We start from the raw sequence: 13,722 nt of genomic DNA, 5'->3' as shown, positions 1-13,722 counted from the left end.
GGGCTGGGAGGGATCCAGCCGCAGCTTCCGGGACTCCGGCAGCAGCGTGTCCTGGAAGTGCAGCAGCTGGCTGCGCGTGGCCCGCATGCCCATCGTGTCCCAGACATCCTCCACCTGGATGGAGTCGTCCTTGTCGATGAGGAAGAAGGCGGGCTGGCCATCACACACGGCATTGGTGAGCAGGTATTGGGCCCGCTCGCTGCCCGACACGAAGCGCTTGGCCCCGGACAGGCGCCAGCCTCCCTCGGCTCGGCGGGCCTCCTGGTGAGGCATGAGGAACCTGTTGCCGCTGGTGGGCTCGGACAGGGCGTTGCCGAACCAGGCACCCTCACGGAACCTGTCGTGGAAGGAGGCCACCAGCGCGGGCTCCGGCAGGGCCAGGAAGGCGAGCCCCGAGCCCTGGTGCATCAACCAGAGCGTCCCGAAGGAGGCGCTGCCCCGGCTCAGGATGCTGACGACGCGCCCGAAGGTCAGCCAGGAAGTACCCTCCAGCAGCGCGGTGTTCAGCGGGGACTGGGCCATGGCCTCGAAGCCCTCGTCGGGCAGAGAGGTCTCCCGGTCATGCCGTGCGGCGTGCTCGGCCAGCAGCCGCTGGATCCGCTCTGCTTCGGCCAGACAGTCTGCATCACTCATCGTTCGTTGGGGCTGGGGCATGAACCGGCACGATGCACCAGTTGCGCGGGTGCGTGAATCCTCGACGCGCACGGGCGGGCTAGTATGCTAGCAATCTAGCAACGAGGAGGGCCGGGTGGCCGACGACGTGAAGCAGTTCAACGTGTACCTGCCGACGGGGCTCATCCGTGAGGTCAAGCACCACGCGGTCGAGACCGAACAGTCGTTGTCGGCGATCGTGGCTGCCGCCCTGCGCGCCTACCTCGACCAGCAGCCATCCAAGAGGAGGAAGCCATGACGACGGACGGAATCGCAGGACTGCTCATCGAAACGCACAACTGGGGCAAGACGGTCGCGTTCTGGAAGGCGCTTGGGTACGAGCTCGAGTTCGAGACCGACCACCACTCCGGGCAGCTCCGCCATCCGGGGGGCGGGCCGTACCTCTTCGTCGCCGAGCGTCCGGCGGGCACCCCGTTGCAGCTTCAGCCGGTGCTCGCAGTGCGCGACGCCGCGACGTTCTCGCCTCCGGATTCGGGCCGCGTCGTGCGCCCGTTCGAAGCGCAGCATTGGGACGCGGTCGAGATGCTCCTCGCGGACCCCGACGGCCGGCACCTCCGTGTGCAAGCGGCGTTGCCCGCGGGCACCCCCAAGGAGCACCCCCATGGCTGACACGGCGAACGCTGCTCCCGACAACACCGCCGTCCGGGTCGCGTTGTGGCGTGCCCTGCACGTGCAGGTGGACGCACCGCCGCATGTGCTCGAAGACGAGGTGGGCCTCCGGCTCGTGGCGCCCGACGAGGGTTGGCGACAGCGGCCGGACATGCATCCGGTGCGAACGGGCCGCTCGCGGGCGTCTATCGTGGCGCGTGCGCGGTTCATCGAGGACCTCGTCGAAGCGCGCGCCCGGCAGGGCGTCTCGCAGTACGTGTTGCTCGGGGCGGGCCTGGACACGTTCGCGCAGCGCAGGAGCGGGCTCACCGAGGGACTGCGCGTGTTCGAGGTCGAGCAGCCGGGCACGCAAGCGTGGAAGCGTTCACGGCTGGTCGAGCTTGGCTTTGCGATTCCCGAGCGCCTGCGCTTCGTGCCGGTGGACTTCGAGGCGAACGAGTCCTGGCTGGAGCAGCTCGTGCGCGCGGGCTTCGAACCGGGACGGCCCGCCGTGGTCGCCTCGGCGGGCGTCGCCATGTATCTGACGAAGGAGGCGATCGCGGCGACGCTGCGGCAGGTGGCAGGGCTCGCCCGGGGCTCGACGTTCGTGATGTCCTTCATGCTCCCGTTCGAGCACGTCGAACCGGAGGAGCGTGCGGGCCTTGAGGGCGCCGCTCGAGGCGCACGGGCGGCCGGCACGCCGTTCATCAGCTTCTTCACCCCGCCGGAGCTCCTCGCGTTGGCGCGGGAGGCCGGCTTCGCGGACGTGCAGCATGTCTCCGCCGCGCAGCTCACGGAGCGCTACTTCGCGGGCAGGGCCGACGGGCTCCGGCCGTCGAGCGGCGAGGAGCTGCTGGTGGCGACGACGTAGCGCGTGTCAGCGAACGGGTGGCCTCCGGTCAGGGCAGCCCGTCCATCCGGCCGTCACCGGCGAGGATCTGCTGGTAGCGACGCTGTAGCGCGTCCGCGAACAGGTGGCCTCCGGTCAGCGCAGCCCGTCCAGGATGAGCCCGCGGCGCTGGTGGTCCTGCATTCGCGCGCCGTCGTGCGCCACCACCTGGTGCAGTTCGGGCGCGGTGCGCTGAAGGTCGTGCAGCCACCGCAGCTGGTGCGCCATCGCCTGCGCATCCTCGCCGCCCAGCCAGTTGGTGAGCCTCGGGTGCATCCGCGGGAGCCGGATGTTGTCCTGGTGCCAGGCCACGTCGCCGACGAGCAGGAGCTCGCGTCCGTCGGCGAGCCGCACGTACACCAGCTGGGTGCCGGGCGTGTGGCCCGGCGCCTTGATGAGGACCACGCCGGGGCGCAGCAGGTGCATGCGCTCGTATTTGAGCGGCGTGAATCGGGCGCGCAGTTCCGCGGTGAAGCCGGCGTCCAGCGCGTCCGGACCGTTCAGTTGCTCGTCCGTGAGGTGGACCTTGCCCGCCACCTCGTCCAGGTAGGCCGAGTGCGCGATTCCCGCGCAGTGGTCGAAGTGCTCGTGGGTGACGACCGTCGCATCCGCGCGGCGCAGCGCCTCCTGGATCCGGGCATAGGCCGCGGCGTCGAACTCCGAGCCGGGGAACTGGGCCTGCTGGGTCTGCGCGTCGCTCCCGACGTCCACCAGCACCGTGCGGCCGTCGGCATAGACGAGCTGGTACGCGTAGAACTCGAAGGTGTCGCTGCCGAAGCCGTCGCCGGCCACCACGAGCGCGTGCGGCACCCCGGAGGCCCTGCCCACGCGCTGGCTGCGCAGCTCGACGGGGAGCGGCGCTCCGGTGGAGACGGCCAGTGCCCGGATGGCGCCCAGGTCGGCGTCGAAGCGCGAGGTGTCCGGGACGCTGACGGCGCTCAGCCCCACCGCCACGACGACGACCAACACCAACAACAGGGCCGCGACGGCGAGGCCCAAGCGACGCCACAGGGTTCTTCTCATGGCCGGCATCCTACCGATTTCCGCCGCCCCGATTCCTTCACGGATCACCCGGGGAACCGCCCCAGGCCTCTCCTTGGAGCATCGCCTTCAGCCGCGGGTAGCCGTGCTCGACCTGCAACGCGTGGCACCACTGCTGGAAGTACTCCGTCAGCCGGGCGCGGTGGGCGTGGGTCTGTTCGTGGTGCAGCTCGTAGTCCTTGCGATTCTGGACCTTGTCGCCCACCAGCATGGCGTTGACCTCCACCAGGGGCGACAGCCGGATGCCTTCCGGCGGCAGCGTGGCGTGGGAGAGATAGGCATTGGCCACGGAGCGATACTCCATGGCGAGCCCCAGCACGAAGGCCCCGTCGGGAACGGGCTCCAGGGCCTGGGCGACCCGCGCGTAGTGCTCCCGCAGGTCCTGGTCGCCCTGGACGAGGGGATGCAGGCAGAACGCCCGCATGGCCTGCGGTGATGCCTGGGTGCGAAGCATGACGGCCAGCCCTTCATGAATGTGGTTCATGAAGGGGACCTGGCTGCGCCTGGCGCGTTGCTGGCCGTAGAAGACCCGGATGAGCCCGTGCTCGGTGCTCTGAAGCACACCTGAGCCCTTGAGGGCGGCCCAGGTGGAGGGATGCAGGTCCGGAGGGGGTCGGGTTGGCATGGCGCCTCATGCCTCCCGTTACGCCTTGCGCCCCCGCCTCATCCGGGACGCCAGCGCGACGAGGGCCAGCCACGCGAGCGGTGCCACCGGGGCCGCGCCGCAGCCGCAGCCGGTGTCGTTGCCCTCGCTGATGGGATCGCCCGTGCCCGCGTCCGTGACCGGGCCCGTGCCTGCGTCCGCCGGGTTCGGGTCGCAGCTTCCGTCACCGACGCACACCGTCACCTGCGCCTCGCTCCGCATTCCCGCCGTGTCCACCACGACGAACCGGACGGTGTGCCCCCCGGCCGAGAGCTCCGTGGTGTCCCAGCGGTTGTGCTCGCCACCGAAGTGGAAGTGGTTGTCCGAACGGGTGTCCGTGTATTGCAGCACGCCGTCCACGTAGAACTCGGCGCGCGTGCAGCCCACGTCGTCCTGGCAGTCGCCGAAGAACTCCGCCGTGTTGCCGGACACGCGCTCACCCTCCATGGGGCGCGTGAGGACGGCGCGCGGCGGCGCATCCACCGTCGGGACCAGGGTGACGGTCTGCTCCGCGTCCGGCAGCACGCCGTTGCTCACCCGCACCAGCACCGTCACGGTGTCCGTCGTCGGAGGCGTCCAGGTGAGGACGCCGGTGGCCGCGTCGATGATCATCCCCGCGGGCACCGTGCCTCCCAGGGAATAGGTCGGCTCCGGCCGGCCCCGCGCCTCCACGTCATAGCGGTAGACCGAGCCCACCACGGCGGTGCTGACGGGCGTGGAGGTGATGACGGGCGGCAGCGGCTCGTCATCCACCTCGGTCGCCTCCAGCGTGCGCGCGTCCAGGCCCGGCGCGGCGACGGTGATGGTGGCCGTCCCGTCCTGGTTGTCCGCGTCCGACGCGGCCCTCAGCGTGACCGTCCTGGGCGTGTTCCAGTTGGAGGTCGTGAACGCGAGCGTGGCCCCGTCCTGCACGGTGACGTCCTCGTCCCCCTGCGTGCGCGCCACGTTGACGGTGACGTTCGACGTGGGCTGCTTGGAGAGCGACACCGTGAAGGTCGCGGTGGCGTTCTCCGGGACGGACACCCGCGTGGAGGACAGCACCAGCCGGGCCGCGTTGTCGTCGATGGTCGACGCCACCACCGACTCGTCCGCCAGGCCCGCCGCCGTCACCACGAAGGTGGCCGTGTCCGTGACGGCGTCCGCGTCCTCCGCCGCCGCGAGCGTGACGACCTGGGGCGTGGCCCAGTCCGTGGGGGAGAAGGTGAAGGGGGACTTGCTGGCCACGGTCAGGTCCTCGGAGCCGCCCAGGGCGCGGGTCACCTGCACCGTCACGGGCGCGGTGGGGGCCTGCGCCAGCCGCACGGTGAAGGCGGCGCGACCGTTCTCCACCAGCCGCAGGTTGAGCGAGGACACCACCAGCTTCTGCGCGGTGGTGGCCGGGGTGATGCGGCGCAGGACGCCGCTGGTGACGCCCATGGTGTAGAGCGCTCCGTCCGGTCCCACCGCCATGTCGACGTGCGAGGAGAAGGCCGTGCCCCACGTGTCCACCGTCGCCACCGAGTTGTCCGCCGCCAGCGTGGCGCGGGTCACGCTGCCGGAGTTGTAGTCACCGAAGAAGTAGTTGCCGCGGTACTCGGGGGAAAAGAGGGTGGCGTCATAGAAGGTGCCGCCCGTGATGGAGCCGCCCAGGTTCTGCGTCTCCGCGGTGCCTCCGCCACTGCTCGCATCCGGGAGGCCCGGCTGGGCCACGGTGAAGGTGGTGGCCGAGGGCTCCCGCGGGGCGCTCGCGACGTAGAAGTTGCCGTTGAAGCTCGCGTCGCCCACGCCCTTGAAGGTGATGCGCTCGCCCTTGCGGAAGCCGTGCACCCCGGTGGTGGTGAAGGTGGTGACGCCGCCGCTGCGCACCGCGCCTCCCGTGGCCAGCAGGTTGCGCGTATCAATCCCGTTGGTGCGGTACTTGATGACGGGGGCGATGTAGTTGCCGGTGGCGGGCTGGTTGTTCTCGAAGTCGTTGTAGCCGGCGTGGGCGCGCTTGTTCACGACGAAGATCTGCTCGTAGCCCGTGCCCACGGTGTTGATCCACAGGAGGCCGGTGGTGGGCTGGAACGTGAAGGTGAACGGGTTTCGGAAGCCCTGCGCCCAGATGTACTCGTTGTTGGGGCCCACGCCGTCGTTGAACGGGTTGTCGTTGGCGGGGGTGCCATCCAGGTTGGCGCGGCCCACCTTGGCCGCCAGCGACGTCAGGTCCGCGTCCACGCCCGTGCCGTTGCCCAGGTCGCCAATGGACCAGTAGAGCTTCCCGTCCGGCCCGAAGCCCAGCCCGCCGCCGTCGTGGTTGTTGCCTGCGGTGGGCAGCTTCGTGAGGACCTCCGTGCGCGCGGTGCCGGTGCCGTTGGCGTCCGTGTACCGGACGATGCGCTGCTCGGAGGCGGAGACGGTGACGAAGAAGTAGACGTAGCGGTTGACCACGTAGTTCGGATCAAACGCGATGCCGATGAGGCCACACTCGCTGTTGGTGTGGACGGCAGGCTCCGTGGCGAACACGCGGGTCACCAGCGTCTTCGTGCCTGCTTGCGTCTCCGGGACGCCGTCCTTCAGCGCCACCGTCCGCACCACGCCGTCCTTGAGGGTGACGAACAGGCGGCCGGAGCCATCCGGCGCCCACGCCATGCCGGTGGCGGGAACCAGGGTGTTGGACGTGTAGTCGGTTTCCACGAAGCCACCGGGCACCACGGCCCAGGCTGGCGCGCACAGCAGCAGGAACAACAGGGATGCGATGAGGGGGGAGCGCATGGTCCGTGACGCTACCGCACGCGCCGTGCTCTTCCGTCACTCATCCGCGTGAAGCCCGCGATGACGCTGCGTCATCGCGGGCTTTTTCCAATCCGGCTGCCGGCACTGCGACTGCCCGTCAGCCAGGCAGGTCTCACGCGGACGTCAGCGCGCCGTGGTCGCGACCTGGGTGTGGGGCTTGCCGTCCGGCGTCGAAGCCAGGGCCTGACCGAGCTTCCGGGCGTTCGCCAGCGGTCCGCGTGCCAGCTCCTGCCCGGTGAAGTCCAGCACCTGGGCGAAGACCTTCTCGAAGCCCTTCTTCAGGCCCATGGACTCGTGGGGCTCACCCTTGGAGTCCGCGACCATGAAGAGCGATGAATCCATGTCCGGCGGAGGCGTCTCGCCGTTCTTGAGGAAGAGCTTGCGCATGAGACCGAGCGACTCGGCGTGGCCCTTGCGGATCTCCCCCTTCGCCATGCCCTTGAAGAGGCCCGGGACATCGCGCAGGTCCACATGGACGACGACGATGGGCTTCTCCGCGCGCACGTCGTAGATGAACTGGTAGGCGTGCTGACGCAGCTCCTCTCGGGTGCTCTTGTTGGCGTACAGCACCAGCGTGGGCCGGCCCTGCCCGATGGGGACCTCCTTGCCAAACACGTCCTTCATTTCGGCGGCAGCGGCGGGGATGGACGCCAGGAGTCCCAGGAGGCACGTGAGCAGGGCGGTCTTCTTCATGCGGTCAGTCCTTTTGGTGGAGGTCTTCAATAGCTCCGACCAACATCAGACCCCCCTCCGCGAGTTCCCAACCGAACCGGAGGGATTTCGCTGCACACCCGCTCAGTCTCCTCACGGCTCCATGCGAATGCCTGTCCGCCTGTCCAAGTCCACGCCCAAGGGAGGGAGTGGTGACAGGCGGAAGAGCCCCCGGTGTTTCAGCCCGGCACGCATTGCTGGAGGTCGCAGACCATGGGCATCTCGATGGACCGTCGCTCCCTCATCCAGGCCAGTCTGGGGCTCACCGGAGGACTCGCGCTCCTCCGGGGCACCCCCGCCGTCGCGGCACCCCGGCCTTCCGCTTCCAACGCGTCCGCCGCGGAGGAGCCGCGGCCCTGGTACGAGCTGGGCCTGATGTCCGACCCCATCATGGACAGCCAGCTGCTGCACTTCCTGGCCGCGACCTACAGCGCCCAGGCGGACATTGGCGAGGTGCTGGACACCGCGCACCGCATCGTCCCGGGAGATGACTGGAGCTGGCCCCGCGAGTGGGTCCGCACGGCCGACCGCATCCGCGCCATGGGGGACGCGAGCCTGGCCCGGCGCCACGCGCTCAGCGCCGGCAATGCCTACCTGCGCGCCGCCAACTACTACCGCGCCGCGCTGATCCACCACCCGGAGCCGGCCGACCCGAGCGTGCTGGCCACCGGGCGCAAGGCGGTGGACGCGTACAACAAGGCCATCGCGCTGCTCAAGCTCCCCGCCGTCGCCGTGCGCATCCCGTACGAGGGCACGACGCTGCCCGGCTACTTCTTTCGCGCGCCCAACGCCCGGAGCAGCGCGCCCCTGCTCATCTTCCAGCAGGGCCGCGACGCGTGGCCCGAGGAGTCCAAGTACGTGATGGATGCGGCCCTCGCGCGGGGCTACCACTGCCTCATCGTCCATGCGCCCGGACAGGGCATGGCCATCCGTGAGCAGGGGCTCCCCTTCCGTCCTGACTGGGAGCAGGTCATCCGGCCCGTGGTGGACTTCGCCACGTGCATCGCGGGCGTGGACTCGCGGCGGATCGCGCTCCTGGGGTGGAGCATGGGCGGCGCGCTCGTTCCCCGCGCCGCCGCGTTCGAGCGGCGCATCAAGCTGCTCATCCCCAACCCCGGCGTCCTCAACTGGGGCCAGTGCTCCTTCGAGCAGTTCAACACCTACTTCCCGGACCTGATGCCGCTGCTCGACAGCGACCCCCAGGCCTTCGACGCGGGCATGGCCCAGCTCATGGCGCAGGTGTTCCTGTTCCGCTGGTACATGAAGGACTCGATGAACAAGCACGGCGCCAGCTCGCCGTCGGACCTGCTCTTCAAGCTGCGCGAGTTCAACAACGAGCCCGTCGTCCATCGCATCCGCTGCCGCACGCTCGTGATGGACGGCACCGGCGAGGCCTTCTCCCAGGGCCAGGCCCAGCTGCTCCACGACGCCTTGACCTGCCCGAAGGACTACATGCTCTTCACCCAGGAGGACACCGGGCTCCTGCACTGCCAGGAAGGCGCGCAGGCCGTCGCCAATCACAGGATGTTCGACTGGCTGGACGAATACATCTGAGCGTCAGGAGGGGCCGGCGTCGAGCAGGAGACGGAAGAGGGCCTCCACCGCTCGCGGATCCACGCCCAGCTCCGTGGCCCACGCGCGGCGCGTGGCGAGCACCGCCTCCGTCTCCGCTCCGGCCTGGGCCTCCGCCGGGGCCTGGGCGCGGCTCTGCCGGCGGGCCAGCTCCGAGCGGCGGGCGAGCAGCTCCACCAGCTCTCGGTCCAGCTGATCAATGTGCTCGCGCGTCTCCCGGGGCTCCGGCGGTCCGGAGTCGAGTCCCGGCAGCGCGAGGCCCGCCGCGTCCCGTGCGCTGGCCACGGCGGGCAGGGCCGCGAGGTCGCGGTGGATGCCCTGGAGCGCCTGGAGCAGCCGCTCGCGCGCCTCCGTCGCGAAGCGGTTCTCCTGCTGGATGGCGGTGAAGAGGTGGCCCGCGTCCGAGCGGACGGTCTCGATGGTGCGCGACAGCGCCTTGAAGCTGGCCGGCGCGAAGGGCACGTCCACCGCCGCGCCCGAGTCCACCATCCCCTTGGCCACGAAGAACGTGAGGGCGTGCGTTTGCGCCATCACCCGGTCATGGCCCTCCGGCGTCTGTTCAATCACCTCACAGCCCAGCGCCTCGTAGAAGCGCCGCGCGCGCGGGGCCGCGTCCGGGTGCAGGGGATTGGGGCAGATGACGACGCGCATGGGGCGCTCCGCCATGGCCAGGCTCAAGGGCCCGAAGAGCGGATGCGTGCCCACCCACGGCACCCGCGCCCCCAGCACCTCCGCCATCGCCTCCACGGGCTTCACCTTGACGCTGCCCACGTCCAGCACCAGGTGCTCCGGCCGCAGGTGGGGCCGCAGCGCCAGCAGCACCTCCCGCACCTGGGGCACCGGCACCGCCACCACCACCAGCTCCGCCCCCTCCAGCAGCTCCGGCACCGACCCGGCCCGCAGCCCTTCAGGCAGCGACGCCCCCGGGTCCATCGCCCGGTAGCCCAGGTCCGCCGCTTCGAGCAGCGCTCCCAACGCACGTCCAAAACGTCCGTACCCCACCAGGGCGATTCTTGGCATGCTGCAAGTTTACATGAATAGCGGCAGACTTCGGAACGCCCCTGAAGGGCCGGGAGGCGGGTGAAACACGACCGCCGGGCCCCCCTGGAGACAGGGAGCCCGGCGGAGGGTGCTGCGTGTCCGGGAGGGGCCGGGGGCTACTGGCCGGCCTTCGCCTGCGCCCAGGTCATGCAGGGCTCGGTCTTCTCGGGGGCGACGAGGAACGGCTCCGCGCGGCTCAGGCCCTGGGTGGCGCCCAGCCACGCGTCGCCGATGCTGCCGGCGCCGTCGAACACGAGGGCCGTCCAGTCGTTCTGCGACGCGTTGAAGACGTCCAGGGAGTCTCCGTCGCCGTTGAGGTCCCTCGCGAAGGAGGCGGCCTGGATGCTCCCGTTGGCGTTGAGGTCCAGGTTGGCGCTCGCGGTGCCGCTGACGAAGACGCTGTTGAGGCGCACGCCGTAGTGGGCCAGGTCCGCCTCGGTGGAGGGGGACACGGGCGCGAAGGCGGAGACCTCATTGACGGAGGCCTCGTTCACGGAGGCGAGCCGCACGCGCGAGTAGTCGAGCACGCCGTCCGTGCCGTCCACGCGCATCCCGCCCAGCTGGTACACGTAGCTCATCAGGCTCAGGTAGTTGGGCTTGTAGTTCACGTCCTCGTTGCCGCCGTGCCGCAGGCCGATGTTGTGCCCCAGCTCGTGCATGAGGGTGCCGGCCTGCTGCTGCTCCGTGCCGCCCGGGACGCCCCAGTTGCCCAGCGTCATGACGAAGTCGTGGGCGGGGATGCCGCGCGACTTGCCGCTGGAGCCGCCGCCGTCGTAGTGGTCCGCCACCAGCAGGTAGTGGAAGTAGGGCGCGCGGCGCGTGTTGAAGTATTTGGCCTTGATGACGTCGAAGTCCGTCCACACGGGGTTCAGGTCCGTGTCCACGTCCGCCGTGGCGATCTGCTGATCCGCCACCAGGTGCAGCGCGATGCCCGTGGAGCCGTCGTGGTTGGTCACCGGCGCGGCGGCGAACGCGGCCGTCACGCGGTCCATCGCGGCCTGGGTCGGCTTGAGGCCCGGGTAGTAGTCCATCTCCACGAAGACGTCCTTCTTGCGCGGGTTCGTGCCGTAGTAGCGCAGGTCGACGCCGCCATAGCCATACAGCTCCGCGTAGTCGCTGAGGCGGTCGCCGTCCGTGTCGGAGCTGTACGGGTTGGTGCCGTAGCGGCTCTCCGCGGCGTCACAGATGCCGTCGGCATCCGAGTCCACCGCGGTGGTCAGGCAGAGGTACACGGGCTGCACGTTGGAAATCTCATACGTGTTGCCATCCTGAGTCACCTCCTCGTACTTGGGCTTGTGATACACGCCCACGGAGCGATACCCCGCGCGGGTGTAGAGGAGCCGGAGCGCTTCCTGGCCGGAGGCCACGGTGATGAACTGCACCTGGTCCTCGCCGTTGTGGTTGCCATACGCGTCGAAGACGTAGAGGCCCGACGACTCCGTCTGCCGGAAGGTGGGGTTCGCGCCACAGCCATTGCCGCTGCAGATGCCGGAGGTGACCGTCACCGTCACGTCCTGGACGGCGCTGCCCGACGCCGCGTCGTAGACATAGCCGTAGACACACCCATTCAGTCCGACAATGGCCATGGCGGCCGTCAGCAGGTTCTTGTGAAACATGAGTCCCCCTCGCGAAAGTCTGGGGCTGGGCGTTGCGCACCAGCCGTGACCTTTACGAGGCCCGCCGCCAATATTCCTCAGGCCCGTCGAAAGATTCTTCGCCGGGCCTTCGGGTGAGGCGTGGGTCGCCGTGTTTCAGGCGTGGACGTACCCACGAGGCAATGCGTCAGCGGGGCCCAGGCCGGTGGCCCCCGCCGCGAGCGGCTCGCTCCGGGTGCGCAGCGCGCGCGCCCGGCCCCAAAGCCACGCGATGCCGCGGCCCGCGTCCCTCACGAGCGCCGCGGGGGCCTCGCGCGACAGCAGCAGCGGTCCCTTCCGCGTGCCCTGTGGCGCCTGCCCCGGCATCGGGTTGATGCCGATGCCCTGCTCGTAGACCATCTTCCCGCCGAGCGACGCCGTGTAGAGCGCGAAGGCGCACGCGCCCAGGCCCAGCGCCGTCGTCGTCACGGTGGGGGCCCGTCCCAGCCGCCAGGCCATCAGGCCCAGCGCGCCCAGCGTGATGACGGCGTTCCCCGCGCCGTGCAGGAACGCCATGTCCCGGGCACGCGGCGCATCGATGCGGACCTCCTGGCTCGCCGCCAGGCCCGCCACGCCGGCCAGCACCGCGCTTCCCGCGCCCGCCACCCACAGGCGGCGGCCCACCTTCGCCCAGGCGCGGTCCCCCGTCACCACCACGATGAGGTCCGCCACGGTCGCCGTCGGCAGCAACGCCAATGGCAGATGCACCACCGACGGGTGCAGTTCATGAAGCAACATCTCCCTGTCCATCATTCCCTCCCAAGGTTGCTTGAAGCGGAAGGTAGCCATGGGGCAGGACGCGGGCGCGGGCCCCCCGGTCGGAGCGCCGCATCGTCCGGGCGGACAGATGCGCATCCAGCGATGCGATGGGACCCGCGTACAGGGGTGGGCCCGGGCTCAGCGGTTGAAGGGATATTCCTGCACCCAATGGAAGCTCCGGCTGAAGAGTCGGAACTTCGACGCATCCACCTTCCTGAGCCGGGCCTGGATGGGCGCGCCCCGGAAGACGCCCTCGACGACCAGGTGCTCCGGATCCGGGCGGGCCCAGCTGAGCGTGAACGTCTCCGGGTCCGGTGCGTCGGGGCCCATGTCGGAGGCCTTGATGCGCTGCTCCGGCAGGTCCTCCATGCGGAAGCGCTTCCCGGTGTCATCCATGAAGCGCAGGGACAGCCGCTGGTAGCGGCTGATCAGCAGGTACCGCCACGCGGTGGCGTCTCCCGCGAGCAGGGGCCGGGGCTGCCCGTCGCGCGTGAAGGACTCGACCTCGTAGACGCCGTACAGCGCGTGCAGGGGGGAGGCGTTCCCGTAGGCGTGGGAGTTGGACCACTCCGTGGCCGTCGTCGAACAGACGATGAACCCGGCGAAGAGCACCTTCACCGCGCGGCTGCCCCACTCCAGCCTGCGGTTCGCGAACGGCGTGCGGAACACCACCGGCGGGGTGGGCCGGTTGAGCACCAGCACGTCCGCGAGCCGCCGCAGCTCCGGAAGCAGGAGGAACACCGCCACCAGCACCAGGTGCGAGGCGAGGAGCTTCGCCGGAACGTCGTAGGCGAGGTTGAGCGCCAGGACGTTCGTCATCGCGGCGAGCACCACCAACACGCCCAGCGACGTGGTGCGCCGGAAGAGCAACAACACGCCACCCACCACCTCCAGGCCCCCCGCGAAGACGTTGTAGCCCTGCGAGTACCCCATGAAGGCCCAGAGCAGCCCCATGGGCGACGCGTCGCCGAAGGGCTCCACCAGCCGCTCCGGGCTCGGCGCCGGGAACTGGATATAGAAGACCTTGATCAGGCCGTAGGACACCATCGTGTAGCCCAGGAAGTAGCGCAGGTAGATGCGCAGCAGCCCGTGGGCCACCACCTCCTCCTTGCGGCGCCGGCCGAGCACCGACACGACCGCGGTCGCCACGCCAGCGAGCGCCAGGAAGCACAGGAGCTGGACGTGGTTGTACGTCGTGTCCCCGCTGCCATTGGGGAACACGGTGATGGCCGTGTCCAGGTGCAGGACGTGCCGGCCCACCCACGGAACGATGGCCTGCCACGCCTGGTCGTACGCGGCGCTGACGCCGGACAGGCCCGGGAGGATGCCCACCGGGAATGGGAAGACATAGAGCAGGAGGTAGACGCCGACGAATCGGAACGCCAGGCGATGCGCGAGGCTCCAGTCCGCCGCGGGGG

13 protein-coding genes are annotated in these 13,722 nt (G+C 69.9%); 4 read left to right on the top strand and 9 right to left on the bottom strand.

Translation table 11 applies throughout. The annotated features are described in order from the left end of the window. Nucleotides 1-633 (bottom strand): acyl-CoA dehydrogenase family protein (locus tag D7V97_RS28400; RefSeq protein ID WP_199728971.1); only part of this gene is annotated, 633 nt, incomplete at its 3' end. Nucleotides 634-748: 115 nt separating this feature from the next. Between D7V97_RS28400 and D7V97_RS28395 the strand changes: the two genes are divergently transcribed. From D7V97_RS28395 to D7V97_RS28385, 3 genes are read left to right on the top strand one after another with little or no spacing between them, the layout of a single operon-like run. Then, nucleotides 749-910, top strand: a complete 162-nt coding sequence (locus D7V97_RS28395; RefSeq protein ID WP_120613773.1) for a ribbon-helix-helix domain-containing protein — start codon at nt 749-751, stop codon at nt 908-910. Then, nucleotides 907-1,281: a VOC family protein gene (locus D7V97_RS28390; RefSeq protein ID WP_120613772.1), complete on the top strand. Its 375-nt coding sequence runs from the start codon at nt 907-909 to the stop codon at nt 1,279-1,281. The genes D7V97_RS28395 and D7V97_RS28390 overlap by 4 nt, the downstream gene beginning before the upstream one ends. Next, entirely contained in the window at nt 1,274-2,131 is an 858-nt protein-coding gene (locus D7V97_RS28385) for a class I SAM-dependent methyltransferase (RefSeq protein ID WP_120613771.1), read from the top strand. Before D7V97_RS28390 ends, D7V97_RS28385 begins: the two co-directional genes overlap by 8 nt. A 114-nt stretch (nt 2,132-2,245) precedes the next feature. On the opposite strand, the gene D7V97_RS28380 is transcribed toward D7V97_RS28385, so the two are convergent. From D7V97_RS28380 to D7V97_RS28365, 4 genes are all read right to left on the bottom strand, one after another. Continuing rightward, nucleotides 2,246-3,172: an MBL fold metallo-hydrolase gene (locus D7V97_RS28380; RefSeq protein ID WP_158623471.1), complete on the bottom strand. Its 927-nt coding sequence runs from the start codon at nt 3,170-3,172 to the stop codon at nt 2,246-2,248. 37 nt (nt 3,173-3,209) lie between these two features. Next, the gene (locus tag D7V97_RS28375; RefSeq protein WP_120613769.1) at nt 3,210-3,815 is read right to left on the bottom strand and encodes a hypothetical protein; all 606 of its coding nucleotides are present in this window, start codon (nt 3,813-3,815) and stop codon (nt 3,210-3,212) included. Nucleotides 3,816-3,833: 18 nt separating this feature from the next. Then, complete coding sequence (locus D7V97_RS28370; RefSeq protein WP_120613768.1) at nt 3,834-6,566, bottom strand: PQQ-dependent sugar dehydrogenase; 2,733 nt, start codon at nt 6,564-6,566, stop codon at nt 3,834-3,836. 144 nt (nt 6,567-6,710) lie between these two features. After that, the gene (locus tag D7V97_RS28365; RefSeq protein WP_120613767.1) at nt 6,711-7,280 is read right to left on the bottom strand and encodes a hypothetical protein; all 570 of its coding nucleotides are present in this window, start codon (nt 7,278-7,280) and stop codon (nt 6,711-6,713) included. A gap of 231 nt (nt 7,281-7,511) precedes the next feature. On the opposite strand from D7V97_RS28365, the gene D7V97_RS28360 reads away from it, so the two are divergent. Next, nucleotides 7,512-8,852 carry a S9 family peptidase gene (locus D7V97_RS28360; protein ID WP_120613766.1) on the top strand — a complete coding sequence of 447 codons (1,341 nt, stop codon included), beginning with the start codon at nt 7,512-7,514 and terminating at the stop codon, nt 8,850-8,852. Between the two features lie 3 nt (nt 8,853-8,855). Here the strand turns inward: D7V97_RS28360 and D7V97_RS28355 are convergent, their stop codons facing one another. The 4 genes from D7V97_RS28355 to D7V97_RS44830 all read right to left on the bottom strand — a co-directional run. Beyond that, a complete protein-coding gene (locus D7V97_RS28355) occupies nt 8,856-9,890 on the bottom strand; it encodes a prephenate dehydrogenase/arogenate dehydrogenase family protein (RefSeq protein ID WP_120613765.1) in 1,035 nt (344 codons plus the stop codon). 137 nt (nt 9,891-10,027) lie between these two features. After that, nucleotides 10,028-11,527, bottom strand: a complete 1,500-nt coding sequence (locus D7V97_RS28350) for a hypothetical protein (protein WP_120613764.1) — start codon at nt 11,525-11,527, stop codon at nt 10,028-10,030. A 135-nt stretch (nt 11,528-11,662) separates the two neighbouring features. Continuing rightward, nucleotides 11,663-12,283, bottom strand: a complete 621-nt coding sequence (locus D7V97_RS28345) for a DUF2231 domain-containing protein (RefSeq protein WP_233583276.1) — start codon at nt 12,281-12,283, stop codon at nt 11,663-11,665. A 159-nt stretch (nt 12,284-12,442) separates the two neighbouring features. After that, a partial coding sequence (locus D7V97_RS44830; protein WP_120613763.1) for a hypothetical protein occupies nt 12,443-13,722 on the bottom strand: 1,280 nt, incomplete at its 5' end.

The sequence above is a fragment of the Corallococcus sp. CA053C genome, assembly GCF_003611675.1.
In the GTDB taxonomy this organism is placed as follows: Bacteria; Myxococcota; Myxococcia; order Myxococcales; family Myxococcaceae; genus Corallococcus.
This window is presented reverse-complemented; position numbering and strand designations above follow the sequence as displayed.

Bases quoted from the DNA above. Each gene is read 5' to 3' on its own strand.
- D7V97_RS28390 (WP_120613772.1), top strand. From the start codon at position 907: ATGACGACGGACGGAATCGCAGGACTGCTCATCGAAACGCACAACTGG.
- D7V97_RS28385 (WP_120613771.1), top strand. From the start codon at position 1,274: ATGGCTGACACGGCGAACGCTGCTCCCGACAACACCGCCGTCCGGGTC.
- D7V97_RS28380 (WP_158623471.1), bottom strand. From the start codon at position 3,172: ATGAGAAGAACCCTGTGGCGTCGCTTGGGCCTCGCCGTCGCGGCCCTG.
- D7V97_RS28375 (WP_120613769.1), bottom strand. From the start codon at position 3,815: ATGCCAACCCGACCCCCTCCGGACCTGCATCCCTCCACCTGGGCCGCC.
- D7V97_RS28370 (WP_120613768.1), bottom strand. From the start codon at position 6,566: ATGCGCTCCCCCCTCATCGCATCCCTGTTGTTCCTGCTGCTGTGCGCG.
- D7V97_RS28365 (WP_120613767.1), bottom strand. From the start codon at position 7,280: ATGAAGAAGACCGCCCTGCTCACGTGCCTCCTGGGACTCCTGGCGTCC.
- D7V97_RS28360 (WP_120613766.1), top strand. From the start codon at position 7,512: ATGGGCATCTCGATGGACCGTCGCTCCCTCATCCAGGCCAGTCTGGGG.
- D7V97_RS28355 (WP_120613765.1), bottom strand. From the start codon at position 9,890: ATGCCAAGAATCGCCCTGGTGGGGTACGGACGTTTTGGACGTGCGTTG.
- D7V97_RS28350 (WP_120613764.1), bottom strand. From the start codon at position 11,527: ATGTTTCACAAGAACCTGCTGACGGCCGCCATGGCCATTGTCGGACTG.
- D7V97_RS28345 (WP_233583276.1), bottom strand. From the start codon at position 12,283: ATGTTGCTTCATGAACTGCACCCGTCGGTGGTGCATCTGCCATTGGCG.